The organism is Allobosea sp., from assembly GCF_035999205.1.
GTDB lineage: Bacteria > Pseudomonadota > Alphaproteobacteria > Rhizobiales > Beijerinckiaceae > Allobosea.
This window is the reverse complement of the sequence record NZ_DASYHA010000025.1, coordinates 799,729-824,611: the sequence shown is the minus strand read 5'-3', so window position 1 is coordinate 824,611 and position 24,883 is coordinate 799,729. Positions and strand designations below refer to the sequence as shown.

22 protein-coding genes are annotated in these 24,883 nt (G+C 66.9%); 15 read left to right on the top strand and 7 right to left on the bottom strand.

The features are described from left to right. Positions 1–165: 165 nt before the first annotated feature. The gene (locus VGN82_RS19270; RefSeq protein WP_327528653.1) at positions 166–2,844 is read left to right on the top strand and encodes a chemotaxis protein CheW; all 2,679 of its coding nucleotides are present in this window, start codon (positions 166–168) and stop codon (positions 2,842–2,844) included. A gap of 51 nt (positions 2,845–2,895) precedes the next feature. Here VGN82_RS19270 and VGN82_RS19265 read toward each other — a convergent pair whose 3' ends face one another. Then, positions 2,896–3,882, bottom strand: coding sequence for an ABC transporter substrate-binding protein (locus tag VGN82_RS19265; RefSeq protein WP_327528652.1), 987 nt, complete (start codon positions 3,880–3,882; stop codon positions 2,896–2,898). A gap of 286 nt (positions 3,883–4,168) precedes the next feature. On the opposite strand from VGN82_RS19265, the gene rpmI reads away from it, so the two are divergent. Both rpmI and rplT read left to right on the top strand, forming a co-directional pair. Further along, the gene (rpmI, locus tag VGN82_RS19260; RefSeq protein ID WP_066718776.1) at positions 4,169–4,369 is read left to right on the top strand and encodes a 50S ribosomal protein L35; all 201 of its coding nucleotides are present in this window, start codon (positions 4,169–4,171) and stop codon (positions 4,367–4,369) included. 28 nt (positions 4,370–4,397) lie between these two features. After that, positions 4,398–4,772 carry a 50S ribosomal protein L20 gene (gene rplT, locus VGN82_RS19255; RefSeq protein WP_327528651.1) on the top strand — a complete coding sequence of 125 codons (375 nt, stop codon included), beginning with the start codon at positions 4,398–4,400 and terminating at the stop codon, positions 4,770–4,772. Between the two features lie 97 nt (positions 4,773–4,869). Here rplT and VGN82_RS19250 read toward each other — a convergent pair whose 3' ends face one another. The 3 genes from VGN82_RS19250 to VGN82_RS19240 form a co-directional block, all read right to left on the bottom strand. After that, positions 4,870–5,904, bottom strand: coding sequence for a peptidase C39 family protein (locus VGN82_RS19250; RefSeq protein WP_327528650.1), 1,035 nt, complete (start codon positions 5,902–5,904; stop codon positions 4,870–4,872). Positions 5,905–5,908: 4 nt separating this feature from the next. Beyond that, positions 5,909–7,369, bottom strand: coding sequence for an ABC transporter substrate-binding protein (locus VGN82_RS19245; RefSeq protein ID WP_327528649.1), 1,461 nt, complete (start codon positions 7,367–7,369; stop codon positions 5,909–5,911). Positions 7,370–7,752: 383 nt separating this feature from the next. Then, the gene (locus tag VGN82_RS19240; protein WP_414644330.1) at positions 7,753–8,589 is read right to left on the bottom strand and encodes an LOG family protein; all 837 of its coding nucleotides are present in this window, start codon (positions 8,587–8,589) and stop codon (positions 7,753–7,755) included. Positions 8,590–8,653: 64 nt separating this feature from the next. Here VGN82_RS19240 and pheS point away from each other — a divergent pair, with 64 nt between their 5' ends. The 7 genes from pheS (at position 8,654) to VGN82_RS19205 (ending at position 17,371) form a co-directional block, all read left to right on the top strand. Continuing rightward, positions 8,654–9,736 carry a phenylalanine--tRNA ligase subunit alpha gene (gene pheS, locus VGN82_RS19235; RefSeq protein ID WP_327528647.1) on the top strand — a complete coding sequence of 361 codons (1,083 nt, stop codon included), beginning with the start codon at positions 8,654–8,656 and terminating at the stop codon, positions 9,734–9,736. Positions 9,737–9,764: 28 nt separating this feature from the next. Next, complete coding sequence (locus VGN82_RS19230) at positions 9,765–10,946, top strand: ceramide glucosyltransferase (RefSeq protein WP_327528645.1); 1,182 nt, start codon at positions 9,765–9,767, stop codon at positions 10,944–10,946. A gap of 90 nt (positions 10,947–11,036) precedes the next feature. Continuing rightward, positions 11,037–13,460, top strand: coding sequence for a phenylalanine--tRNA ligase subunit beta (gene pheT, locus VGN82_RS19225; RefSeq protein ID WP_327528644.1), 2,424 nt, complete (start codon positions 11,037–11,039; stop codon positions 13,458–13,460). Positions 13,461–13,779: 319 nt separating this feature from the next. Beyond that, the gene (locus VGN82_RS19220) at positions 13,780–14,691 is read left to right on the top strand and encodes an alpha/beta fold hydrolase (protein ID WP_327528643.1); all 912 of its coding nucleotides are present in this window, start codon (positions 13,780–13,782) and stop codon (positions 14,689–14,691) included. Next, on the top strand, positions 14,688–15,767 hold the full coding sequence (locus VGN82_RS19215) for a tartrate dehydrogenase (RefSeq protein WP_327528642.1): 1,080 nt from the start codon (positions 14,688–14,690) through the stop codon (positions 15,765–15,767). Before VGN82_RS19220 ends, VGN82_RS19215 begins: the two co-directional genes overlap by 4 nt. A 133-nt stretch (positions 15,768–15,900) precedes the next feature. Beyond that, entirely contained in the window at positions 15,901–16,605 is a 705-nt protein-coding gene (locus tag VGN82_RS19210; protein WP_327528641.1) for a TerC family protein, read from the top strand. Between the two features lie 19 nt (positions 16,606–16,624). After that, complete coding sequence (locus VGN82_RS19205) at positions 16,625–17,371, top strand: TerC family protein (RefSeq protein WP_327528640.1); 747 nt, start codon at positions 16,625–16,627, stop codon at positions 17,369–17,371. Between the two features lie 9 nt (positions 17,372–17,380). On the opposite strand, the gene VGN82_RS19200 is transcribed toward VGN82_RS19205, so the two are convergent. Next, complete coding sequence (locus tag VGN82_RS19200; protein ID WP_327528639.1) at positions 17,381–17,965, bottom strand: 4'-phosphopantetheinyl transferase family protein; 585 nt, start codon at positions 17,963–17,965, stop codon at positions 17,381–17,383. Between the two features lie 236 nt (positions 17,966–18,201). Between VGN82_RS19200 and VGN82_RS19195 the strand changes: the two genes are divergently transcribed. The 4 genes from VGN82_RS19195 to VGN82_RS19180 all read left to right on the top strand — a co-directional run bounded on the left by VGN82_RS19195 (position 18,202) and on the right by VGN82_RS19180 (position 21,202). Further along, a complete protein-coding gene (locus VGN82_RS19195; RefSeq protein ID WP_327528638.1) occupies positions 18,202–18,909 on the top strand; it encodes an AzlC family ABC transporter permease in 708 nt (235 codons plus the stop codon). After that, entirely contained in the window at positions 18,896–19,213 is a 318-nt protein-coding gene (locus tag VGN82_RS19190) for an AzlD family protein (protein WP_327528637.1), read from the top strand. Before VGN82_RS19195 ends, VGN82_RS19190 begins: the two co-directional genes overlap by 14 nt. 139 nt (positions 19,214–19,352) lie before the next feature. After that, positions 19,353–20,219 (top strand): branched-chain amino acid aminotransferase, encoded by an 867-nt coding sequence (locus VGN82_RS19185; RefSeq protein ID WP_327528636.1) that lies wholly within the window; start codon positions 19,353–19,355, stop codon positions 20,217–20,219. Positions 20,220–20,221: 2 nt separating this feature from the next. Continuing rightward, positions 20,222–21,202 (top strand): NAD(P)H-dependent flavin oxidoreductase, encoded by a 981-nt coding sequence (locus VGN82_RS19180; RefSeq protein WP_327528635.1) that lies wholly within the window; start codon positions 20,222–20,224, stop codon positions 21,200–21,202. Positions 21,203–21,206: 4 nt separating this feature from the next. Here the strand turns inward: VGN82_RS19180 and murJ are convergent, their stop codons facing one another. Both murJ and VGN82_RS19170 read right to left on the bottom strand, forming a co-directional pair. Further along, positions 21,207–22,733 (bottom strand): murein biosynthesis integral membrane protein MurJ, encoded by a 1,527-nt coding sequence (murJ, locus tag VGN82_RS19175; RefSeq protein WP_327528634.1) that lies wholly within the window; start codon positions 22,731–22,733, stop codon positions 21,207–21,209. 61 nt (positions 22,734–22,794) lie between these two features. After that, a complete protein-coding gene (locus VGN82_RS19170; protein WP_327528633.1) occupies positions 22,795–23,790 on the bottom strand; it encodes a glycosyltransferase family 2 protein in 996 nt (331 codons plus the stop codon). Between the two features lie 193 nt (positions 23,791–23,983). Between VGN82_RS19170 and VGN82_RS19165 the strand changes: the two genes are divergently transcribed. After that, on the top strand, positions 23,984–24,811 hold the full coding sequence (locus tag VGN82_RS19165; RefSeq protein ID WP_327528632.1) for a ChbG/HpnK family deacetylase: 828 nt from the start codon (positions 23,984–23,986) through the stop codon (positions 24,809–24,811). Positions 24,812–24,883: the final 72 nt, after the last annotated feature.

Genomic DNA, 24,883 nt, shown 5'->3' with positions numbered 1-24,883 from the left:
GCGGCGGCGGGCTTGCCGCCGCGCGGCTCCGGAACGGGACGTCTGCGCGTCCGCCGGGCTGGCCACCCTAGCACGACATGCGTCGGGCAACGCCGTCGAACGCGGCGTTTTGCTTCAAATTTGAGCGATTTTTGCTGCGTGATTTGATGCGAATCGGCGGGCTTGGTGATCTCATCCCGCGCGGGGGGCAGCTTCGTCATGCCCGGCTATTTCCGACGTTTGCGACCCGGCGGTCGCGGCGGCGGGCTGACGAGAGGGCTGCCGACTTTGCCGACTTTGCACAAGGGTATCGAGATCGACCCGGCGCTGGCCGGCCTGATCCGGCATATGCGGGCGATCGACGACTACCGCCAGGTATTCGATCGTCTTCAGGCATCCTGGGACACGCTGACCCTGCTCGGCCAGCTCTCCGGCAATGCCACCGAGATGTCGGGCACGCGCTCGGCCTTCGAGGATCTGACCGCGAGCCTGCTCGGCCATCTGGCCAAGGAGACGCGCGACAAGGTCATGACCGATCTGCGCACCAAGGCGCAGAACGCCATCGACGTTCTGGTCCGCAACCTGTTTGAGCGTACGGCCGATATCGGCTTCCTTGCTGCCGACACCGATATCCGCGAGATGCTGGAGGGCGAGCCCTCGTCCGAGGCGCGCAACGCGATGCAGGCGCGCTTCCGCGACTATGTCGCGAAATACTCGGTCTATTCCGACATCGTGCTGGTCGATTGCGCGGGCGCGATCCGGGCCCGGCTCGCGCCGCATGAGGCGCAGACGGCGCGGCACGCGATCATCGATGAGGCGCTGTCGTCGCATGGCGCCTATGTCGAGCATTACGGCGTGCTGGATTTCGTCTCGGACGAACAGAAGCTGGTCTATGCTTGGCGTGTCGAGGATGCCGCCAAGCGCCCGCTCGGCGTGCTCGTGTTGGTTTTCCGCCTCGCCGACGAAATGGCGGGCATCTTCCGCAAGCTCCTGCCGGAGCATGATTGGACCGTGCTCGGCTGCGTCTCGCCGGAGGGGGACGTCATTGCAGGCTCCTGCGCGATCCAGCTGCCGGCCGGCCTGAAACTGTCGCCTTCGGCACTGCAGGGCCGCGATCCGATCGTCAGGCTGGGTGGGCGGCAATATCTCGCCATGGCCTGCAAGACCTCGGGCTATCAGGGCTACATGGGCCCTGGCTGGGTCGGACTTGGCCTGATCCCGCTGGAAGCGGCCTTCGACCAGGATGATGGCGAACTCGGCAAGGAGATCAGCGAGGACCTGCTCGCTGCCGTCACCAGTCAGGCCGGCCTGTTCTCGGCGGAACTGCGCAGCGTCTCCCGTCAGGCCGCGGCGATCCAGGGCGACCTCAACCGCTCGGTCTGGAACGGCTCGATCCGCCAGGCCGGCTCGACCGCCGCCAACGCCGCCTTCTCCAAGATCCTGCTCTGGGAGATTTCCAGCGCCGGCCGCAAGACGCAGGCCGTTTGCGACGCGTCGATCGGCGACCTGCACCGCACGGTCGTCGCGGCGATCATGGAGAAGTGTCGCTCGCGCGCCGCTTTCGCCATCGATGTGATGGACCGCAATCTCTACGAGCGTGCCAATGACTGCCGCTGGTGGGCGCTGAATGCGAGCTTCGCACGCGTGCTTGCGGCGCCCTCAGCCGAAGGCAACAAGCTCTGCGGCGAGATCCTCGCCACGATCAACGCGCTCTACACGGTCTACAGCAACCTCATCCTGTTCGATGCGTATGGCGTCGTCGTCGCCGTCTCGCAGCCCTCGCAGGCCCATCTTGTCGGCAGCACGCTCGATGCCGAATGGGTGGCGCGGACGCTCGCGCTGCGTTCGGGCCAGCACTACGCCGTCTCCGCCTTCGAGCCGAGCCCGCTCTATGACGATGCCGCGACCTTGGTCTACACGGCCGCGGTGCAGACACCCACCGGCGGCAAGGCGCTCGGCGGCATCGCCATCGTCTTCGATTCGACCCCGCAGTTCTCCGCGATCCTGACGGATTCCCTGCCGACTGCCGAGGATGGTGCGGCCTTGTCCGGCGCCTTCACGCTCCTGGTCGGCAGCGACGGCCGAGTGATCTCCTCGAGCGATCCGCGCTTCGCGATCGGCTCCGAAAGCCCATTGCCGGTCGATCCCGCCATTTTGGAGCGCGATGGCGATCTCGCCTGCATCCGAAGCTTCGAGGGCAAGCACATGGCCGTCGGCGCCGCACTCTCGAAGGGCTATCGCGAATACAAGACCAGCGACGGGCACCGTACGGACGTTGTGGCGCTCTGCGCCGTGCCGCTGGGCGAAGTGGCCGCCGGCGCAAAGTCGGGCGCGAGCGGGGCAGGGCGGGGCGCGCTCGCTGCGCACAAGCCCGCCAATGGCGTCGAGGCCTTCGAGGTCGCTACCTTCCATATCGGCCGCCACTGGCTCGGCGTGAAGGCCCGCGACGTCATCGAAGCCGTCGATATCGCCGGCCTGAAGCCGTCCGCACGCAAGGCCGATGACGGGTTGCTCGCCGGCTACAAGCTGCATCAGGGCCAGCCGGTGCCTGTGCTGCGGCTGGCGCGCCTGCTCGGCATTCCCGATGCGTCCTCCGAGGAGCAGCAGATCGTCATCGTGCGCGCCGCCGGTCGCACGCTCGGGCTGATCGTCGATGCGCTCGGCCTGATCCCGGAGATCGCCACCTCCGAATTGCAGCCGCTGCGCGAATTGACGACGAAGACGGATGTGCCCGCCCTTGGCGTGGTCGCGACCCGCAATGCCAAGGGTGAGCCGGCCGGGATGCTGATGCTGCTCGATGTCGACCGGCTCGGCGCGCGCCTTCAGGGCGATGGCGCCGAGAACTTCATTCGGGCGGCGGAGTAAGGCGCAGAGGGAGGCGGGAGCGGACGCGCGTCCCCCTGTCCCGCGGGTCGCCTATTCGATCACCAAATCGGCCAGTGACAGGACTTCGCGAGGAATCGCCAGTCCCAGTTCCTTCGCCGCCTTGATGTTGAAGGCAAACTCCAGCCTCGTCGGCTGCTCGACCGGTAGGTTGGCTGGCTTGGCCCCCTTGAGGATCTTGTCCACAAGCATGGCCGCGCGCCGGAACAATTCGGGCTGGTTGGCGCCATAGGACATCAGCCCTCCGTCCTCGACGAACTCTCTTGCCGCGTACATTGTCGCGAGCCGGTTCTTCACGGCGAGCTCGACGATGCGCCTGTGCTCGACGAAGAGCATCGGACTCGGCAGCAGGATGGCGGCATCGGCGCGGGCTCGGGCGATTTCGTCAAAGGCGCCGTCGAGATCTCCCGGGCCTTGGGCCGGAACGAGGTGAAGCTGCAATTTCAGCGTCTTTGCCGCTGCCTCGGTTTCCTTCACCAGGTTTTCCATCGTGCGTCTGCCATACGCGGTTGGATGCCAGAGGGCGGCGACGCGGGAGATGCCCAAAATCGCGTCCTTGAGGAGTTCGAAGCGCTTGGCGATCAATTCCGGGCCAAGGAAGGACGCTCCCGTGATATTGCCCCCCGGCCGGGACAGGCTGACGATCAATTCGTCGCCGACTGGATCGGCCATGCCGCCCACGACGATGGGGATCAGGTTCGTCGCCTGCTTCGCAGCGTGAGCCGGTGACGTGCTCACCACCAGGATGACATCGACCTTCAGCCTAACCAGATCGGCCGCCAGTGCCGGGAATCGATCGGGGACCCAATCCCCGTAACGGCGCTCGATCGTGACGTTCGAGCCCTCGACATAACCGAGTTCCCGCAGCCCCTGGTAGAACCCGAGTGCCCCTGGCGTGTCGACCGCTCCGGGATTCAGCACGCCGATACGGGCGGGCCGGTCCCGCTGCTGGGCAGGAAGGGCGCGCGGCCACGCAACTGCCGCACTGCCGACCAACGTGAAGAACTCACGCCGCTTCATGGCACCCCCCACGCCGAGGAGCTTGCATTCTACCCGTTCAGGCCGAGGAATGGATATAGGGTTGCGGGCCTCGGGAGCATTGGCCGCCGGGGGGCGGGGAGAGCGTGGATGCCTCGCGCTGCAGCCGCTGCGGCCATCCGGCTTGCCATGCCCGTCCTTTTCTGTCATACGCCCGGCCTTCGATCGCCCGGCTGATAAGGGCTGCCGTGGCGATCGTTCTTTGCTTCCAGCAAGCAAAAGCATGAAGCGGCGCAGTTCGCGCGCTCGCGACCTATCAGGAGCTGAAATGCCCAAGATCAAGACGAAATCGGCCGCCAAGAAGCGGTTCAAGATCACCGGAACCGGCAAGGTGCTCTACGCACAGGCCGGCAAGCGTCACGGGATGATCAAGCGGACCAACAAGCAGATCCGCAATCACCGCGGCACCACCACCCTGTTCGAGGGTGATGCGGCCAACGTGAAGAAGTATTTCCTCCCCAACGGCTGACGCCCCCTAACCTTCCGGAGATCATGATATGGCTCGCGTGAAACGGGGCGTAACGTCCCACGCCAAGCACAAGAAGACACTCAAGGCCGCCAAGGGCTTCTATGGCCGCCGCAAGAATACGATCCGCGCTGCCAAGGCTGCCGTCGATCGTTCGATGCAGTACGCCTATCGCGACCGCAAGAACAAGAAGCGCTCCTTCCGCGCTCTCTGGATCCAGCGCCTGAACGCCGCGGTTCGCGAGCACGGCCTGGTCTATTCGGTCTTCATCGGCGGCCTGGCCAAGGCCGGCATCGAGCTCGACCGCAAGACCCTTTCGGCCATGGCGATCGACGACGCCGCCTCCTTCACGGCGGTGGTCGAGACGGTCAAGGCCGCGCTGGGCACCGAAGCCAAGGCCGCCTGAGCCTTCGGTTCGATGTGAGTTTGGAAAAGGCCGGCAGCGATGCCGGCCTTTTTCAGTTGAGAGGGGCCGATGTCCGCTGCAGGCGCGCCCCCGGCGATCAACTTGTCGGGCGATGGCCTAGCATGACCGCGCAGCGATAAGGTGGCTCGCCAAACCAGGCCATCGCGTCGAGCTTGGCGGAGGCCACGGGCAGATCCGAGACGTCCGCCGCGCTTTCGCCGCGCTCCGGCTCGGACCAGGGATCGCTCACCAGAAACCAGCCGTCTTCGTATCCGTGCACGAGGATCCAGTGGGGCGTGTCGCGGCCGTGGGTCAGGCGCTGATTGATCAGGACCAGGGCGACCTCACCGCGCGCAAGCGCTTCTCTGACGTCTTCCAGCGAGAACGGCCGCGCTTCGATGGCTAGCTTCGCGGCGGCGGCGCGCTCGCGGAACTCGGCCTGGACGAAGCCTACGAGCTCGCGCTTTTCCTCGGTATCGACCCGTTCGAGCAGGATAGGCCGATCCGTGCTGTGGAAAACGCGTGCCGAGAAGCCGCGCGTGTCGGCCGCCAGCGCGAGTCCGATCGGATCGCAGCCGCCCGGGCCTGTCAAACCGGCAATGCTCGACGCTTCGCGCCAGAGTGCGATCTCGGCGTGCCGGTCGGGCAGGGTGCCCGGCTGCAAGGCCCCGATGCCCATCATCAGCGAGGCTGGCCCACAGGTGAAGCGCGTTGTCTGTCGCCAATAGGGAACCTGGCCCGCGACGTTGGACAGGGTGTTGACGAGCCAGCGCTGCCCGGTCGGCTCGACGCCGAGGAGCCGCGCCAACTCGGCATCCATGAGCGTCTCGGCGTCGCGCCGCCACAGCAGAAGGCCTGCGGAACGGCTCCTCGTCTCGAGTTGGCTCGCGAGTTGGCGCGCGATCTCTGCCGCATCAGCTCCTGGCGCCACCCAGCTTGCGCGTAGACGCAGCAAAGCTCCGGTCGGCCGAGCGAGGCCGAGAACGAAACCAGCCAGCCTGTCCTCGCGCCATTCACACACCAGGATGCTGCCGGGGAAGGCCGCTGCCTTGGTAACGACCTCCGCAAGGTAGGGTTGCAGTGCTTGGACGCAACGCTGGATGGGGGCGTCGTCCGCTGTCGGCTCGTGCATGGGCTCAGGCTTTGCGCAGGTTCCAGAACTGTGCGACCGGCGACTTCACGAAGCCGGTCAGGCGCGCATTGAAGGCCTGAACGTTGAAGTATTGCCCGCATGGGACCAAGGGCGGTTCGTCGAAAGCCAGCAGCTGCATGTCGTCGGCCACTCGCTTTTGAGTCGGCAGGTCGGGAGCATTGAACCAGTTCGTGCGCAACGCCTGCATGCCCGGGTTGGGAGCGGTGCCGTAGAGGTGCAGGTGCATCGCCGGATTGGTGATCCACAGCCCGGCCCAGGACGTCGGGTAGCAATGCCACGGTGCACGGCTGCCGCTGGTGTTCACCCGCGCCAGCAGGGTGCCCCAGTCCATGGTCTGCTTGTCGACCTTGAAGCCAATCTGCTCGAGAAGCTGATGCGCGACGGGTGCAAAGGCCGCGGAGGCCGCCAGGTCGGCGGCTTCGAGCAGGACGATGGGCTGTCCGTCATAGCCGGACTCCCGCAGCAGCCTGCGGGCGAGTTCCAGGTCGCGCGGACCGGTCAGCCGTTCGAGGCCCGCGGTGCTGGCCAGCGGTGTCTTGGGCAGGAAGACACCACACTGGTCGTTCATCAGATCGGTCCGGTCGCCTTGCAGCGACTCGAGGAACTCGCGCTGCCGTAATGCCGGCAGGATCGCGCGCGCCACCTTCGGGTCGTTGAACGGGGCGATCGCGGTGTTGAGCCGCAGCGCGGACCAGGTTCCCAATGGGTCGAGCACTTCGGTCCGGATATCCCTACTCTGCGCGAAGAGCGGGAGCAGATCGGTCAGCGGGCGCTCCAGCCAGTCGACCTCGCCACGCTGCAGCGCGGACGCTGCCGTCGCCGGATCGGGAACGATATGCCATTCGACGCGATCGAAATGGACCGGCCGGCCGCCAGCCCAGAATTCGGGCTTCTCGTCGCGCGAGACATAGCGGGCGTTGCGCTCGAAGACAGCGCGCGCGCCCGATACCCACTCGTCCTTGCGGAAGACGAAAGGTCCGCTGCCGGTGAACTCGGTGACGCCCGAGGAGGCGGGGGTGGCGGCGATGCGCTCGGGCATCATGAAGCAGGCGGTGGCCCCGAAGGCGAAAAGCAGTTGCGGGAACGGGTTCTTCAGCCGGATCTCGAAACTGTCGTCGTCGATGGCTCGCATCTCCTCGGTCTGGGCCTTGAGCCTGACACCGAAGCCGTCCTTCTGCGCCCAGCGAGCGATGGAGGCGACGCAGTCGCGCGCGGTGACCTTTGTCCCGTCATGCCAGGCCAACGACTCGCGCAGCTTGAATCGCCAAGTCAGGCCGTCGTCGGAGCGTTCATGGGCTGCGACCATCTGCGGCCGCGGCGTCAGCGAGTCGTCCAGCCCGTAGAGCCGCTCCCAGATCATCGAGGCGGCGCAGAAGGATACCAGAGCGCTCGACCACAGAGGATCGAGCGTTGACAGATTGGCGTGGGGAACGAAGCGCAGCACGCGCGAGCGATCCTGCGCCAAAGAGGGACGTGCTATCGCCGCGCATAGCGAGCCCCCCGCAATCGCAATCGCCGAGCGGCGGGTGAGGGGCAAAGCACTTGGAGACATGGCGAAGCAGCCTTTCCGAGCGCAGCAGAGCCGCTGCCACTCTCTGTCGAGGTTGGCAGTCGGTGGCGGATATCGTCAAATAAGAATGTCATAGTCGTTCGGCTGGATGTTTCGAACTGAAGAAGCGGCCGGGTAATTGGCGGGCGACCAGCCGGTGTCCGATGGAAGAATGCCGGTCAATCCGCTGCGGGCAGTTGCGTTTTGGCGCGTCGCTGCCCGCGCACGCAGACGGGTCGCTGCGCGGTCTGATCGAGGTCGTTGCTAGGCCTGTGGCCTCACGTCTGAACGCTGTCCTCGGCCGCCGGCCGCCAGTTCTCGCCCGCGCCCTCGACGATGCGGGCATAGGCTTCCTCCGGCGTGTCTGCATGGCAGAACAGGGTGAGGTCCTCGGGGCGGATCATCCCGGCCTCCGCCATCACCTCGAGGTTGAGCAGCGCCTTCCAGTAGGCGCTGTCATAGAGCACGATCGGAACCGGCCCCATCTTGCCGGTCTGCACCAGCGTCATGATCTCGAAGAGCTCGTCGAGCGTACCGAAACCGCCGGGAAAGACCACCAACGCCGCCGCCCGCATCGCCAGATGCATCTTGCGCATCGCGAAGTAATGGAAGCGGAAAGTCAGCTCCGGCGTCGACCAGGCGTTGGGCTCCTGCTCATGTGGCAGGGTGATGTTGAAGCCGATCGAGAGGGCGCCGGCTTCCGTCGCGCCGCGATTGGCCGCTTCCATGATGCCCGGACCGCCGCCCGTGGCGATGACGTGGTCGCGCCCGCTATTGCCCTTGGCGAGCGCGCCGCCACGCTCAGAGGCAAGCTTGGCGAAGGCGCGCGCTGCCTCATACCAGGTATCGCCTTCGCGCACGCGCGCAGAGCCGAAGACGACGATGGTCGAAACGACACCGCGTGCGCGTAAGTGGTCCTCCGCCTTCTGGTATTCGAGCATGAAGCGCGCGCCGCGCGTCGAATCGCCGAGGATGAAATCCGGGTCGAGAGCGGCGAGACGGTAGGAGGGCGAGTTCTTCTGGGCGGTGCTGTCGGGCATGGTCTCTGGTCCTCGCTGCGCGTTTGCTGCCTGCGTCGATCTCGGCGAGCAGCAAGTGCCGCTTCGCTCTGGCATATGCTGGCCGTTCCCGCTAGAACGCGGCCGTTCCCACGCATTCAGCACGTTGCGACCGAAATCCATGACCGAACTCACCACCCTGGAACGCGACGTCCTCGCCGCCGTCGAGGCCGCCCCCGACGAGGGCGTTCTCGAGCAATTGCGCATCGCGGCGCTTGGCAAGGCCGGCTCGATCTCGGCCCTGCTCAAGACGCTGGGCGCGATGACGCCCGACGAGCGCAAGGAAAAGGGACCGCTGATCAACGGCCTGCGCGACCGCGTGCAGACCGCGCTGACGGCCCGCAAGGACGCGCTCGCCGAGGCGGCGCTCTCCGCCAAGCTGGCCTCCGAGACGATCGACGTCTCGCTACCCGTGCGCGAAGGGCCTGAGGCGCGTGGCCGCATCCACCCGATCAGCCAGGTCATCGACGAGATCACCGCGATCTTCGGCGATATGGGCTTCTCGATCGCGGAAGGCCCTGACGTCGAAACCGACGACCTGAACTTCACCAAGCTGAACTTCCCCGTCGGCCATCCGGCCCGCGAGATGCATGACACCTTCTTCTTCGCGCCGGACGAGAACGGGGAGAGGAAGCTGCTGCGTACTCACACCTCGCCGGTGCAGGTCCGCACCATGCTGGCGCAGCAGCCGCCGATCCGCGTGATCTGCCCTGGCCGGACCTACCGGATGGATTCGGACCAGACCCACACGCCGATGTTCCATCAGGTCGAGGGCCTCGTCATCGACGAGGGGGCTCATATGGGCCACCTGAAGTGGATTCTCGAGGAGTTCTGCAAGGCCTTCTTCGAGATCGACACGGTCAAGATGCGCTTCCGGCCGTCCTTCTTCCCCTTCACCGAGCCGTCGGTCGAGGTCGATATCCAGTGCTCGCGCAAGGGCGGCGAGATCCGCTTCGGCGAGGGCGACGACTGGCTCGAAATCCTCGGCTGCGGCATGGTTCACCCGAACGTGCTGAAGAACTGCGGGCTCGACCCGGAGGTCTATCAGGGCTTTGCCTGGGGCATGGGCATAGACCGCATCGCTATGCTGAAATACGGCATGCCGGACCTGCGTCCCTTCTTCGAGGCAGATGTGCGCTGGCTCGCACATTACGGCTTCCGCCCGCTCGATCTGCCGACGCTGACCGGCGGCCTGTCGTCGTGAGCCGTCGTCGCGCACAGGGGAGGGCGGTGTGACGTCGGCGCATTGGGCTGCCCTCTTCGCCGGGCTGCTGCTCGCGACGAATCTGCTCAGTCAGGCGATCGCCTTCTGGCGCTTTCGCAAGTCTTTCGCGCGCTCGGCGCTGCTCGACCAGTTGCCGCCGGTCACGATCGTGCGCCCCGTGCGCGGCATCGAGGCATTCAGCCGCGAGACGGCGATCTCGGGGCTCGAGCTCGACTATCCGCGCTACAGCACGATCTTCTGCGTTGCCGATGCCGATGATCCGATCATCCCGCTGATCGAGGAGCTGGCGCGCGTCTACGGCGCCGACAGGGTCCGCCTGATCGTCGGCGACGTCGCTGTCAGCGCCAATCCCAAGCTCAACAACTGCGTTCGCGGCTGGGAAGCGGCAGAGACCGAATGGGTCATCCTCGCCGATTCCAATGTGCTCATGCCGAAGGACTACATCCAGCGCATGCTGGCGGCCTGGCGAGCCGATACCGGTCTCGTCTGCTCGACGCCGGCCGGCTCCCGGCCACAGAGCTTTGGCGCCGAGGTCGAGTGCGCCTTCCTCAACCCTTTCCAGGCACGCTGGCAATATGTCGGCGAGGCGCTCGGCCTGGGCTTCGCCCAGGGCAAGTCGATGCTCTGGAACAAGCCCTTCCTCGACGCCAATGGCGGCATCGCGGCTCTCGGCGCCGAGATCGCCGAGGATGCGGCGGCGACCAAGCTGGTGCGGGGAGCCGGCCGCCACGTCCACCTCGTCGGGCAGCCCTTCGAGCAGCCGCTGGGGCCACGCCGGTTGGCGGACGCCGTGCAGCGCCAGTTCCGCTGGGCGCGGCTGCGTCGCGTCACCTTCCTGCCCTTCTTCGCGCTGGAGATCCTTGCCGCGCCGATCCTGCCCGCGGTGCTTGCAGGCTTCGCCATGCCGGCTCTCGGTCTGCCGATCTGGCTCGGTCCGGTTCTGGCGCTCGCGATCTGGTACGCCGGCGACATCGCGCTGTCGCTCGGCGTCGGCTGGTTCGTGAACTGGCGGACGCCGCTCGCTCTGCTGGTGCGCGACATCGCCTTTCCCGGAGTCTGGGCTTATGCCTTCGTCGGCGGCGAGGTGAGCTGGCGCGGCAACGCCATGAAGATCCGCACGGATGGCGACAGCGCTCTGAACGATGCCTTGCCGGTCGTTTCCACGCAGGTGGCGCGCGATGGCGGCTGAAATGCCTTCCGGCGCTACCCCTTTTCAGATGATGACGATGTGCGCCCGCCAGCGATCCCTGCCGGCACTGCGCCTGATGGACGACGAACGATGAAATTCACGCTTTCCTGGCTCAAGGACCATCTCGACACCGACGCTTCCGTCGATGCGATCGCCGAGGCCCTGACCCGCGTCGGGCTCGAGGTCGAGGGCGTCGAGGACAAAGCCAAGGCGCTGGCCGCCTTTACCGTCGCCTATGTGATCGAGGCCAAGCAGCATCCCAATGCCGACCGGCTGCGCGTCTGCATGGTCGATACCGGTTCGGGCGAGCCTGTGCAGGTCGTCTGCGGCGCGCCCAATGCCCGCACCGGCATGAAGAGCGTGTTCTCTCCGCCGGGAACCTATATCCCCGGCAAGGATATGACGCTCGGCAAGGGTGTCATCCGGGGCGTCGAATCCAACGGCATGCTCTGCTCGGCCGCCGAGCTTCAGCTCTCGGAGGATCATGACGGCATCATCGACCTGCCGGCCGATGCGCCCGTCGGTGTCTCCTACACTGAGTACGCCGGCCTCAGCGACGCCGTGATCGAGATCGCGGTGACGCCGAACCGCGCCGATGCGCTAGGCGTTGCCGGGATCGCCCGCGACCTCGCCGCTGCCGGCCTCGGCAAGATCAAGACGCCGGCGGTCCAGCCAGTCCGCGGCAGCTTCCCCTGTCCGGTCGACGTCAAACTATCCTTCGCTCCGGAGGATAAGCCGCTCTGCCCGGCCTTCGCTCTCCGGCTGGTGCGCGGCGTCAAGAACGGCCCGTCGCCGGAATGGCTGCAGGCGCGCCTGCGCGCCGTCGGCCTTCGGCCGATCAATGCGCTGGTCGACATCACCAATTTCATGACGCTCGACCGCAGCCGGCCGCTGCACGTCTTCGATGCGGCCAAGGTCAAGGGCGATCTCGTCGTGCGCCGCGCGAAGGACGGTGAGACCATCCTCGCGCTCGACGGCAAGACTTACACGCTGACCGAGGAGCAGGTCGTCATCTCCGACGCGCACGGCGTCGAATCGCTCGCTGGCATCATGGGCGGCGAGGCTTCGGGTTGCGACGAGGGCACGACCGACGTGCTGGTCGAAAGTGCGCTCTGGGATCCGCTCAACATCGCTCGCTCGGGCCGCGCGCTCGGCATCACCTCGGATGCGCGCTACCGCTTCGAGCGCGGCGTCGATCCGGCTTTCTGCCGGCCGGGGCTCGATCTCGCCACGGCGATGATCCTCGATCTCTGCGGCGGCGAGGCCTCCGAGATGGTCTTCGCGGGCGAACTGCCCGACAGCGCCCGCGCGATCGATTTCCCCTGGTCGGAGGTCAAGCGCCTGACCGGGCTCGATCTGCCGCAGGTCGAGATGCAGCTGGCCCTGACCTCGCTCGGCTTCCACGTCTCGGGCGCGGGCGACCGGGTCGAGGTGGTGGCGCCGTCCTGGCGTGCTGATGTCGGCGGCAAGGCCGATCTCGTCGAGGAGATCCTTCGCATCGCCGGGCTCGATCGTGTCGACTCGACGCCGCTGCCGCGCATCAGGGGCGAGGTCCTGAAGCCCGTTCTGACCGTGCTGCAGAAGCGCACCCGCGCCGCCAAGCGCCTGCTCGCCAGCCGGGGCATGGTCGAGGCCGTGACCTGGTCGTTCATCTCGCATGATGCCGCGAAGCTCTTCGGTGGCGGTTCACAGAAGCTTGCACTCGCCAACCCGATCGCGGCCGAGCTCTCGGACATGCGGCCTTCGCTGCTGCCGGGGCTGATCCGCTCCTCGCAGGCCAATGCCGATCGCGGCTTCGCCGATGTGGCGCTGTTCGAGGTGGGCCAGATCTTCCAGAGCGACGAGCCGGAAGGCCAGCTCATCGCCGCGACCGGCCTGCGCCGCGGAACCGCCCGTCTCGACGGTGCCGGCCGCCATTGGGACGGCGCGGCGAAGGCCGTCGACGCGTTCGACGCCAAGGCGGATGCGATGGCGTTGCTGGCAGGGCTCGGCGTTCCCGTAGGCGGGCTGCAGGTCGTTCCCGGCGGGCCGGACTGGGCTCATCCCGGCCGCTCTGCGACTCTGCGTTTCGGCCCGAAGGGCGTCATCGGTGCCTTTGGCGAGGTCCATCCCCGCGTGCTCAAGGCGCTCGACGTCAAGGGGCCGCTGGTCGCCTTCGAGATCCATCTCGATGCGCTGCCGCTGCCGAAGTCCAAGCCGACCAAGGTCAAGCCGAAGCTCTCTCTCTCCGGCTTCCAGCCGGTGACGCGCGATTTCGCCTTCATCGTCGACAAGGCGAAGGCTGCCGGCGAGATGGTCAAGTCTGCCCAGAACGCCGACCGCGCGCTGATCTCGGACGTCTCGGTCTTCGATCTCTACGAGGGGCAGGGCGTCGAGGCCGGCAAGAAGTCGGTGGCGCTCGCGGTCACGCTGCAGCCGGTCGAGAAGACGCTGACCGAAGCCGAGATCGAGGCGGTTGGCGCGAAGATCGTCGCCGAGATGGCGAAGCGCTACGGCGCGTCGCTGCGGGGCTGACCGGGCGTCCGCGGATTGTTCTCGGAACCTCTCCGTCATCCCGGGCTTGCCCGGGATCCATAGGAGGGCTCCGGAGCTTTACGATGGATCCCGGAGCTGCGCTGCTTCGCAGCTTGTCCGGGATGACGGCGTAGTTCCGTTCAAAGTCACATCGCTCTGCTCATGCTCGCTACCCGCGGGCATGACGATGCCGCGCGCCCGGCTCGTTCCATTGTTGCTGCGCTGCACCATTTTATTGTTGTGAATTGTGTAATAATCAGACGGCGTAAAGCCTCGGTTTTCGAGCTAAGCGCTTTCGGTTCCCAAAACCCGCCAGCGCATGTCAATCACCGAGCTTCCTGTCTCCGACAGCCTCTTTCCCGGCTTTCGCCTGCTCGACGTCGCCACGTCGGGGGCGCGGATTCGCGTGCGGACGGGAGGGCAGGGGCCGGCGCTGCTGCTGCTGCACGGCTATCCGCAGACGCATGTGCTCTGGCACAAACTCGCCGGGCTGCTGAAGGATCGCTTCACGCTCGTCTGCGCCGATCTGCGCGGCTATGGCGACAGCGACAAGCCGGCGACGGATGCCGAGCATCTGCCGTACTCGAAGCGTGCCATGGCGCTCGACATGGCGCAGGTCATGACGGTGCTGGGCCATCCGCGCTTCATGGTCGGCGCACATGACCGCGGCGCCCGCGTCGCTCATCGCCTCGCGCTCGACCACGCCGAGCGTGTGACCCGGCTCGCCACGCTCGACATCGCGCCGACGCGCGAGATGTATGCCGGCACGACCGATGCCTTTGCACGCGCCTATTGGCACTGGTTCTTCTTGATCCAGCCCGCGCCCTTTCCGGAGCGGATGATCGGGGCCGATCCGGAAGCCTATTGGCGCAAGAAGTGCGGCTCGGGCTCGGCTGGCCTGAAGCCGTTCACGCCTGAGGCGATAGCCGAATACATCCGCTGCTTCTCCGATCCTGCGACGATCCACGGCTCCTGCGAGGATTATCGCGCGGCTGCGACGATCGATATCCGGCATGACGACGAGGATGGCGGCCGAAAGCTGACCCAGCCGCTTCTGGCGCTCTGGGGCGAGAACGGCATCATCGGCAAATGCTTCGATCCGGTGGAACTCTGGCGCCGGCGCGCCGAGAACGTCCAAGGCCGCGGCTTGCCGGGCGGGCATTATCTGGCCGAGGAGATCCCTGATCTCGTCGCAGCCGAATTCACCGCATTCTTCGGAGACAAGTCATGAGCCGGACCAACCGCGTCTATCGTATCGCCGCCATCGCCGGGGATGGCATCGGCAAGGAAGTCATGCCCGAGGGACTGCGCATCCTCGAGGCGGCATCCAAGAAATACGGATTCGAGCTGCAGCTCGATGAGTTCGATTTCTCGTCCTGCGACTACTACGCCAAGCACGGCAAGATGCTGCCCGACGACTGGAAGGAAAAGATCGGCGGCCATGACGCGATCTTCTTTGGCGCGGTGGGGATGCCGGCGCAGGTGCCGGACCACATCTCGCTCTGGGGTTCGCTGCTGCTGTTCCGGCGTGAATTCGACCAGTACGTCAATCTGCGCCCGGTGCGCCTGATGCCCGGCGTGCCCGGCCCGCTCGCCGGCCGCAAGCCCGGCGATATCGACTTCTTCGTCGTGCGCGAGAACACCGAGGGCGAGTACTCCTCGGTCGGCGGCCGCATGTTCGCCGGCACCGAGCGCGAGATCGTCATGCAGGAGACGGTGATGAGCCGCGTCGGCGTCGACCGCGTCCTGAAGTACGCTTTCGAGCTCGCCCAGAAGCGCCCGCGCAAGAAGCTGACCTCGGCCACCAAGTCGAACGGCATCGCCATCACGATGCCCTATTGGGACGAGCGCGTGAAGGAAATGGCGACGAAGTACCCCGACGTGACCGTCGACCAGTATCACATCGACATTCTGACCGCGCATTTCGTGCTGAATCCTGACCGCTTTGACGTGGTCGTCGCCTCGAATCTGTTCGGCGACATCCTCTCCGACCTAGGCCCCGCCTGCACCGGGACGATCGGTATTGCGCCCTCGGGCAACATCAACCCGACCGGCGATTTTCCGTCGTTGTTCGAACCGGTCCACGGCTCGGCACCGGACATCGCCGGCCAGGGTGTCGCAAATCCGGTCGGCCAGATCTGGTCGGCCGCGATGATGCTCGACCATCTCGGCGAGACTGAAGCCGCCAGGGGCATCGAGGCCGCGATCGAGCGGGCGCTAGGCGATGCCCGCACCCGCACGCGCGATCTTGGCGGTTCGCTGGGCACCGAAGCGGCCGGCAAGGCCGTCGAGCAGGCTTTGGCCTGATTCACCGCCGGCCTGTCGCGGCATCGCCGTGACAAGCCGGCCACATTGAGGCATCGAACCCCGGCCGCGCTGGAACGCGGTTCCCTCAGCGGCATCGGGCCGCCGAGGGGTGGGGAACAACAGGGGGCTGGGAATGGATTTGTCGTCGCTACCGCTTTTTGACCCGGCCCTGTGGGGCAAGCTGGTCGAGATCATCGCGCTCAACATCGTGCTGTCGGGTGACAATGCGGTCGTGATCGCGCTGGCCTGTCGCGCACTCGCGCCCGATCAGCGGGCGAAGGGCATCGCGCTCGGCGCCGGCGTCGCGGTCGTGCTGCGCGTGGTCTTCACCGTGCTGATCGCTTCGCTGCTGAACATGCCGTTCCTGCACATCGTCGGCGCATTGCTGCTGGTCTGGATTGCGGTCAAGCTGATCGTCGAGGATGGCGAGAGCGACGAGGATTCGATCGCCGCCAGCAGCAAGCTCTGGAAGGCCGTTCAGACGGTCGCGATTGCCGATATCGTCATGAGCCTGGACAATGTCCTCGCCATCGCCGCGGTCGCGAAGGACTCGATCCCGTTGCTGGTCGGCGGCCTCGTCATCTCGATCCCCTTGATCGTGCTCGGCGCCTCGTTGATCACGAACCTCCTGACCCGCTTCCCCATCCTGGTCTGGGCGGGCGCTGCCCTGCTCGGCTGGGTCGCGGGCGAGATGTTCGACAGCGACCCCTGGCTCATCACCAAATTCGGCGCGGAGACGCTGCATCGCTTCGAATTCCCGGCAGCCCTGATCGGCGCACTGCTCGTCGTCGGCCTCGGCTACCTCCTGAAAAACCGCCGGCCAGATCCGGCCCTCTGACAAAGGGACTGACCGACCTATGGACTTCTCATCCTCGACATTCTGGGTGTCGCTACTCCAGATCATCTGGATCGACCTCCTCCTCTCGGGCGACAACGCGGTGGTGATCGCGCTCGCCTGCCGCCAGCTGCCTGAAAAACAGCGCAAGGTCGGCATCTGGCTCGGGGCCTCGGCCGCCATCGGCCTGCGCATCATCTTCGCGCTGGTGGTGACCTACCTGCTGCTCGTGCCCTATCTGAAGATCGTCGGCGGCCTGCTCCTGCTCTGGATTGCGGTCAAGCTCGCGGTCGGCGAGGAGGAAGCCCATGCCGACATCGATGGTGGGACCTCGCTCTGGCAGGCCGTGCGCACCATCGCCATCGCCGATGCCGTGATGAGCCTCGACAACGTCATCGCGATCGCTGCGGCCTCGCGCGGACATCCCGAGCTGTTCATCTTCGGCCTGCTGCTCTCGATCCCGCTGATCATCATGGGCGCTCAGTTCCTGACCTCGATCATCGCGCGCTTCCCGATCCTGATCTGGATCGGCGCGGGTCTTCTCGGCTGGATCGCTGCGGAAATGATCCTGGGCGACATCGCCGTGCTGCGCTGGCTCGAGGTCAACATGCCGACCTGGGTGAAGCCTGTGCCGACCGAGATCAGCGCGATCGGCATCGGACTGGCCGCGATGCCGCACTATGTCAGCTCGATCATCGGCGCCGCCTTCGTCTGCGCCGTCGGCTACATGCTCAAGAACAAGAAGAAGCCCGCCGACCAGCCGGGCTGAGCCGGTTGCTCAACCGAGTATCACCATTGCGGCGGCCAGGGTCTCCTGGCCGCCGTTTTTAATGGTGTGGCGGACGCCGGTCGTCGCGCCGGGCCGGGCTGGATCGACGATGGTGAACCGCTCCGACGTCTGCTCCGACACGGCGAAGCTCTCTGGCGGACGGGCAAAGCCGGTTCCGAGCGCCTTCACATAGGCTTCCTTGGCGGCCCAGAGCCGCGCAAAGGCGAGCGGTCGCGCAGTCTGCGGCAGATCGAGCAGCAGCGTGGCTTCCGTGGGGTGGAGGGCTGCCAGTGGCAGCGCCTGAGCCGGGTCGACACGCTCGACATCGATGCCGACCGGCCGTTCGGCCAGCCCCACCGCGACCAGCCCGGCGCGCGTCGCCAGCGACAGATGCAGCGCCGTGCCGCCAGGTCGATCGAGCAGAGGGCAGCCCCGCGCGTCGTGTCCGATGGTGACCGCGTCCGCTCGCAACCCGAGCTGCCGGGCGATGACTTGCCGCGCGACGTCCCGCCGCAATTGCGACCGCTCCTGCAGGTTTCCGGGGCGCGCACCGGTCGCGATCAGCCAGGCGGCCGGCAGCGTGGCGGCGGTCATCTCGGGTGTGTCGAGCCAGATCATGCCGGGCAGGTTAGAGCAGTCGCCGCACTGCCGTAACCGTCCTGCCATGGCGTGGCGTCGTCCTGTGTCAGGCACATGCGGCCTGTTCGTCGCGGGCCGTTGACCTCAGACCGGCTTCGTCCTTGGAAGGGAACGATGTCGCTTGCCCCGGACCGGGCCGGGAGACGCACGCGCCGGCGCCCGAACGTCGGCCGTCGGGGAGAGCCAGATTGATGGACAATGCTGCGGTTCCGGCCTCGCGGGCCGGCATTCTGCTGGGCATCCGCAAGGTCGGGGTGCTCATCCCCGGCATTGTCGTGTTCGCGGTCGCCTTTGGGGCGGCAGCCTCGGCCAAGGGTCTGAGCCTGCTCGAAACCATGCTGATGAGCGGCCTCGTCTATGGCGGCGTCTCGCAGCTGGTCGCGCTCGAGATCTGGCGGCCGGAATGGAGCTGGGGCGCGATCGCCGGGCTCGCCGTCGTCACCGCGACCGTCAATGCACGCATGATTCTCCAGGGCGCGTCGTTGCAGCCCTGGTTCGCCTCCTACTCGAAGACGCTGAACGCCTTGCACCTGTTCTTCTTCACCGACGCCAACTGGCTCATCGGCACGCGCTATCGCGCCGAAGGTGGCCGTGACCTCGGCGTGCTAATCGGGGCGGGCCTCGCACTTTGGATCGTCTGGATGCTGTTCACGATGCTGGGGCATCTGCTCGGCGCCCTGGTCTCCGATCCGCGCAAATATGGCATCGACCTCGTCATGCCGATCTTCTTTGCGGCGATGATCGTGCCGCTTTGGCGTGGCAAGCGCGCGGCCGTGCCCTGGGTCGTCGCCGGTCTCGTCGCGCTTGTCACGGCCAAGCTCTTCGACGGCTATGCCTTCATCATCGTCGGCTCGCTCTCGGGCGCACTCGTGGGAGCGTTCCGCGATGACGCTGCCTGATCCCGGGAGCTGGGGCGCGATCCTCGCCATCCTCGCCATGGCGCTGGCGACCTATCTCTGCCGCATCTCCGGCGTTGTGCTGATGGGCTTCATCCCGCTGACGCCGCATGTCCGGCGCGGGCTCGCCGCGCTGCCCGGCTCGATCATCGTGGCGACCGTGCTGCCGTTGATCGAACGATTGGGGCTTGCTGCCGCGATCGCCCTTCTCGCGGCGATCGGCAGCATGGTGCTCCGGCGCAGCGAGCTGCTCGCGCTGGTCGTCGGCATGAGTGTGATCGCGGCCCTGCGCGCCTTCGGCTTCTGATCCATCACGGCATTCATCAGCCCTTGCGATCGCTTCCATCACATCCCGTCATTGGGATGTGCGGACCTGCATGTTGACGCCGGCCCACGCGGGGCAGACGGTGGCGCCCATCAAGACACCGATTGTGCAGGAGCACGGAATGGCCTGGTATTCGCAGACTTGGACCTGGTACGAGGGGGAGTGGCTCGAGGGCAATCCGCCGTTCATCGGGCCGCGCAGCCATGCGAGCTGGCAGGGCTCCACCGTTTTCGACGGCGCCCGCTACTATGATGGCGTCGCGCCCGATCTCGACCTGCACGCAGCCCGCGTCAACCGCTCGGCCATGGCGCTGGGCCTGAAGCCGACCGAGACCACCGAGGCGATCATCGCCAAGGCGCTCGAGGGCTTCAAGAAGTTCAGCGGCGGCACCGCCCTCTACGTCAAGCCGATGTACTGGGCCGAGGCCGACGGCGTCTCGACCATCATCCCCGATGAGGAATCGACCCGCTTCTGCCTGTGCCTGTTCGAGGCGCCGATGGGCGTGCCGGGTGCCGGTATGTCGGTGACGCAGGGCACCTTCCGCCGCCCCACCATCGAGACGGCTCCGACGGACGCCAAGGCCGGCTGCCTGTATCCCAACAACGCCCGTACGCTGCGCGCCGCCAAGTCCGCTGGCTTCGACAATGCGCTTGTGCTCGACATGCAGGGCAACGTCGCCGAAACCGCGACCTCGAACATCTTCCTCGCCAAGGACGGCGTGGTGAAGACGCCCGTGCCGAACGGAACCTTCCTGAACGGCATCACCCGCCAGCGCGTCATCAAGCTCCTGCGCGAGGATGGGGTCACGGTCGAGGAGACCAGCCTGCGCTACAGCGACTTCGAGCAGGCCGACGAGATCTTCGCCTCGGGCAACTACTCCAAGGTCATGCCGGTCGGTCGTATCGACGACCGCCAGCTCCAGCCCGGGCCTTTCTATCGCAAGGCGCGCGAGCTCTATACGGACTTCGCCAAGAGCGCGAAGGTCTGAGCATGGCGCGGCTCGTCACCAGGCTGACGCGCCGTCTCGGCATCGAGCACCCGGTCGTGTCGGCGCCGATGGCGCTGGCGGCCGGCGGCGCACTGGCGGCGGCAGTCACGCGCGCCGGCGGGCTTGGCCTGATCGGCGGCGGCTATGGTGACGGAGCCTGGCTCGAAAACGAGTTTGGGCAGGCCGGCAATACGCGTGTCGGCTGTGGTTTCATCACCTGGTCGCTGGCGAAGCAGCCGCATCTGCTGGCTCCCGCGCTGGCGCATCGGCCCGCGGCGCTGATGCTGTCTTTCGGCGACCCGCAGCCCTTCGCCGCGGACATCGCCGCGGCCGAGGTGCCCCTGATCTGCCAGTGCCAGTCGCTCGACCATGTCCGGCAGGCGCTGGACGCCGGCGCTTCGATCGTCGTCGCGCAGGGCGGCGAGGCGGGCGGCCATGGCCACCGTCGTGCGACCTTGCCCTTCGTGCCCGAGGTCGCCGACCTGCTCGCCCGCCTGAGCCCGGATACGCTGCTGCTGGCGGCGGGCGGCATCGCCGACGGGCGCGGGCTCGCGGCTTCGCTGATGCTTGGCGCTGATGGCGTTCTCGTCGGAACCCGTTTCTGGGCGAGCCGGGAGGCCCTGGTCCATGCCGGCCACCATGCGGCGGCGGTCGCTGCCACCGGCGACGGCACGGTGCGGACTTCGCTGCCCGATATCGCGCGCCAGCTCGACTGGCCGAAACCCTTCGACATTAGAGTCGCTGACAACGACTTCATCGAGCGCTGGACAGGGCGCGATGACGAGTTCAGGGCCGCGATCGAGCAGGAGGCGCCCGCCTATCGCGCGGCCTTTGCTGCCGGTGACGCGCAGAACGCCGCGGTGATCTTCGGCGAGGCGGCCGGGCTCGTCGCGGACATCCCGCCGGCCGGCGAGATCGTCACGCGCATGGTCGACGAGGCGGCAACGCTACTCGGCGAGAAGGCGAAGGGCTTCCTCGCCTGAAGTCTCAGCGCAGCAGCCGCAACAGGCGCGAGAGCTTCAGTCCAATCCCCGCAACCGTGGCATAGGCCACCCCCGCGCCGGCCGCGACCAGGGCCAGCGCGAAGAGCCGGGGCTCGAAGGGCAGGCCGGCCATGGCGCCGAGCGCCAGCGGAGCCAGCCGCCAGGCGAGCCAGCCGGACAGCGCCGCGGCGGCCGTGATCAGCGCCACGAATTGCGGCAGGCGCGGATGTGGCGCGGTCAGGCCTCGCCTGAGCGCCAGAACGAACAGCGCCCCGACATTGATCCAGGCACCGGCAGCCGTCGCCAGCGCCAGCCCCTGCGCGCCCCAGTCGCGCCACAGCACGAGCTTCAGCGCGAGATTGGCGGCGATCGAGGCGAGCGAGACGATCATCGGCGTCGTCGTGTCGCCGCGCGCCTGGAAGGCCGAAACCTGTGTCCGCACCAGCACCATCGCCGGCAATCCCAGCGAGTAGGCGAGCAGCACCATGCCGGCCGCCTGGCTCGCCTGGGCGTCGAAGGCGCCGCGCTGGAACAGGGCGGCGACGACGAGTTCCGGCACGGCGACGAAGGCGGCGACGAAGGGAGCACTGGCGAAGAGCGCGATCGCGACGGCCTGGTTTTGTGCACGGTTGGCGCCGGCCTCGTCGCCGCGGGCGATGTGTCGGCTCATCGCGGAGAGCGCAACCGTCCCGACCGCGATCGCGATCAGCCCGAGCGGCAGCTGGTAGAGCCGCTCTGCGTAATAGAGCGCGGCATAGGCGCCGCGAGGCAGCAGCGAAGCGATGATCGTATCGGCGAAGAGGGCGATCTGCACGCCGGCCGAGCCGATCACCGCCGGGCCGAACTTGCGCAGGAAGTTGCGGATATGGGCGTCGATGCGGGGCCTGACCAACCGGCTTGCGACGCCGGCCCGGCGCGCGGCGACGTAGAGCAGCAGCCATTCGAGGATGCCGGCGACGGCCACGCCCCAGGCTGCCGCATGGGCGGCGCTCGGGAACAGAAAGGCAACCGCCAGCGCCGCGACGATGCTGATGCTGAGCAGAATCGGCGCCGCCGCGAAGGCGGCGAAGCGATCGACAGCGCTCAATGTCGCGCCGAGGAAGGTGACCATCGTCACGAACAGCAGATAGGGGAAGGTGATCCGCGTCAGCGTCACTGCGAGTTCGAACCGCGCCGGATCGCCTGTCAGGCCAGGGGCTAGCAAAGTCACCATGACCGGCATGAAGGGCAGTGCCAGCGCCAGCAAGACGAGCTGCACCAGCAGCAGCAGCGTGAACAGCCGGTTCGCGAACAGCGAGGCGACGGCCGGCCCCTCCTGCTCGGCGATCCGCGAATAGGCTGGCACATAGGCCTGGTTGAAGGCGCCTTCGCCGAAGATGGCGCGGAAATGATTGGGCAGCCGCAGCGCGACCGAGAACGCGTCCATCATCGCGCCCGCGCCCAGAACGGCGGCGAGCACGACGTCGCGCGCGAAACCCGCCACGCGCGAGACCAGGGTGAAGCCGCCGACGGAGAGAATATTGCGAAGCATCAGGATGGGGCGATTCGTCTGGGGATCACCGTCCGGTCATTCCAGATCGGCGCAGCGGCGTCTACCGGATCAGCGGCGGCAGTGCGTCGCCGCGCGGATGGTCGACGGTGCGCGCGTCGAAACCGACACGCTCGCCGATCAGATAGAGCGGCCGGCGCTTCACCTCGGCGAAGATGCGCCCGACATACTCCCCGATCATCCCCAGCGAGAGGAGCTGGATGCCGGAGAAGAACATGATCGAGACGATCAGCGACGGGAAGCCCGGCAGGTCTGTTCCGAAGAGCAGCGTGCGCAGCAGGAAGAAGGCGGCGGTGAAGGTCGAGATCAGCGCGATCATCGCGCCGGCCCATGTGGCGATCTTCAGCGGCACCGTCGAGAAGGACGACAGCCCGTCGAAGGCGAAGCTGAACAGCTTGCGGTACTTGAACTTGGAAACGCCGTGCTCGCGGTCAGCGACATCGAAGGTCACGCCAGCCGAAGGGAAGCCGACCCAGGCATAGAGGCCCTTGGAAAAGCGTGCCCGCTCCGGCAGCGCACGCAGCGCATCGACCACCTTGCGGTCGAGCAGGCGGAAATCGCCGGCGCCTTCCGGCAGTTCGGTCTCGCCGAAGCTCGCGAACAGGCGGTAGAACAGCTTGGCGAAATTGCGCTTCAGCCGGCTTTCGCCCGCGCGATCCGAGCGCTGCCCGTAGACGTTAAGGAGGCCCTCGCGCCACTTCTGCAGGAAGACCAGGATCGTCTCCGGCGGGTGCTGCAGATCGGCATCCATGATCACCACGGCATCGCCCGCGGCATGGTCGAGGCCGGCCGCGATCGCGATCTCCTTGCCGAAATTGCGGCTGAAGGAGACGGCGCTGATCCGGTGATCCTGGGCACTGAGCAGTTTGAGCACCGACAGCGTGCCGTCCCGGCTGCCGTCATCGATGCAGACGAGCTCCCAGGAGGACACCGCTCCGTCGAGAACCTGTTTCAGGCGCTCCACCAGCAGGGGCAGGTTGTCGGCCTCGTTGTGGACCGGCACGACGATCGAGAGTTCCGGCCGGCTGGACGGATGCATTGGCACCGACGCGGCGGAAGGGGATGACAATTCGGACACAGCGATCGACCTCTTGGCGGCGCCTCGCGACCTCCGGCCCCAAGCCTCGGTCATCGCGGATGACGCGGCCCGCACGGAACCGTAAAGCTTGCAGGCGCACAAACCTGCCTGAGCCTTTAGCGCATGCCGCCTGAACAGGGGACAACAGACACGAATGGCGAGCGGATTTGTTTTGTGTGCCGACGACTTCGCCCTGACGGACGGCGTCAGCCGCTCGATCCTGGCGTTGATCGAGGCCGGCAAGCTCTCGGCTGCCGGCGCGATGACCAACCGGCGGCATTGGCAGACCTTTGCCGCGGACTTCGGCGCGCTGGCCGAACGGGCCGATCTCGGCCTGCATCTCAACCTGACCTGCGCCGCACCACTTGGCTCCATGCCGCGGCTGGCTCCGGGCGGTGAATTCCCGGCGTTGCGCGACCTGGCGCGGGCCGCCGCGACTTCGTCTGTGGCGCGCCGGGAGATTGCGGCTGAGATCGCCCGCCAACTCGACGCCTTCGAGGACAAGCTCGGCCGCGCGCCCGACTACCTCGACGGGCACCAGCATGTGCATGTGCTGCCGGGCGTGCGCCGCGCCGTGCTGGAGGCGGTCATGCGGCGCTATCCCGCCGGCCGTGTCTATCTCCGCGACCCGGCCGATTCGGCGGTGGCGATCCGCACGCGCGGCGTCGCTGTCGGCAAGGCGCTGACCATCGCCGCGCTGGCGCTCGGCTTCCGGCGGGCTGCCCTGCGGCGCGGCATACCCGTCAATCGCGGCTTCTCGGGTGTTGCGCCCTTCGATCCGGGGCGCGACTTCACCGCGGATCTGCAGCGTTTCCTGCTCAAGCCCGGCCCGGCCCATCTCGTGATGTGCCATCCCGGATTCATCGACGACGAGCTGGCCCGGCTCGATCCGGTGGTCGCCACGCGGCCGGTCGAGCATGCCGCGCTCGCGGCTTTCGTGCCGTCGGAACTGGCGATGGTCCGCTTCGCGCAGCTGCGCTGAGCCCCATCCGCGCAATCGATTATTTACCTAACTCTGGCACCTTCGCAGTCGAGGCTCATGCCCGGCGGCGGT

Excerpts from the sequence above, each read along its gene's own strand:
- VGN82_RS19210 (WP_327528641.1), top strand. The coding sequence starts at position 15,901 with ATGGATTTGTCGTCGCTACCGCTTTTTGACCCGGCCCTGTGGGGCAAG.
- VGN82_RS19170 (WP_327528633.1), bottom strand. The coding sequence starts at position 23,790 with ATGCATCCGTCCAGCCGGCCGGAACTCTCGATCGTCGTGCCGGTCCAC.
- VGN82_RS19185 (WP_327528636.1), top strand. The coding sequence starts at position 19,353 with ATGGCCTGGTATTCGCAGACTTGGACCTGGTACGAGGGGGAGTGGCTC.
- VGN82_RS19215 (WP_327528642.1), top strand. The coding sequence starts at position 14,688 with ATGAGCCGGACCAACCGCGTCTATCGTATCGCCGCCATCGCCGGGGAT.
- rplT (WP_327528651.1), top strand. The coding sequence starts at position 4,398 with ATGGCTCGCGTGAAACGGGGCGTAACGTCCCACGCCAAGCACAAGAAG.
- murJ (WP_327528634.1), bottom strand. The coding sequence starts at position 22,733 with ATGCTTCGCAATATTCTCTCCGTCGGCGGCTTCACCCTGGTCTCGCGC.
- VGN82_RS19200 (WP_327528639.1), bottom strand. The coding sequence starts at position 17,965 with ATGACCGCCGCCACGCTGCCGGCCGCCTGGCTGATCGCGACCGGTGCG.
- VGN82_RS19180 (WP_327528635.1), top strand. The coding sequence starts at position 20,222 with ATGGCGCGGCTCGTCACCAGGCTGACGCGCCGTCTCGGCATCGAGCAC.
- rpmI (WP_066718776.1), top strand. The coding sequence starts at position 4,169 with ATGCCCAAGATCAAGACGAAATCGGCCGCCAAGAAGCGGTTCAAGATC.
- VGN82_RS19250 (WP_327528650.1), bottom strand. The coding sequence starts at position 5,904 with ATGCACGAGCCGACAGCGGACGACGCCCCCATCCAGCGTTGCGTCCAA.
- VGN82_RS19240 (WP_414644330.1), bottom strand. The coding sequence starts at position 8,589 with ATGCCAGAGCGAAGCGGCACTTGCTGCTCGCCGAGATCGACGCAGGCA.
- VGN82_RS19190 (WP_327528637.1), top strand. The coding sequence starts at position 18,896 with ATGACGCTGCCTGATCCCGGGAGCTGGGGCGCGATCCTCGCCATCCTC.
- VGN82_RS19265 (WP_327528652.1), bottom strand. The coding sequence starts at position 3,882 with ATGAAGCGGCGTGAGTTCTTCACGTTGGTCGGCAGTGCGGCAGTTGCG.
- VGN82_RS19195 (WP_327528638.1), top strand. The coding sequence starts at position 18,202 with ATGGACAATGCTGCGGTTCCGGCCTCGCGGGCCGGCATTCTGCTGGGC.
- VGN82_RS19220 (WP_327528643.1), top strand. The coding sequence starts at position 13,780 with ATGTCAATCACCGAGCTTCCTGTCTCCGACAGCCTCTTTCCCGGCTTT.
- pheS (WP_327528647.1), top strand. The coding sequence starts at position 8,654 with ATGACCGAACTCACCACCCTGGAACGCGACGTCCTCGCCGCCGTCGAG.
- pheT (WP_327528644.1), top strand. The coding sequence starts at position 11,037 with ATGAAATTCACGCTTTCCTGGCTCAAGGACCATCTCGACACCGACGCT.
- VGN82_RS19205 (WP_327528640.1), top strand. The coding sequence starts at position 16,625 with ATGGACTTCTCATCCTCGACATTCTGGGTGTCGCTACTCCAGATCATC.
- VGN82_RS19165 (WP_327528632.1), top strand. The coding sequence starts at position 23,984 with ATGGCGAGCGGATTTGTTTTGTGTGCCGACGACTTCGCCCTGACGGAC.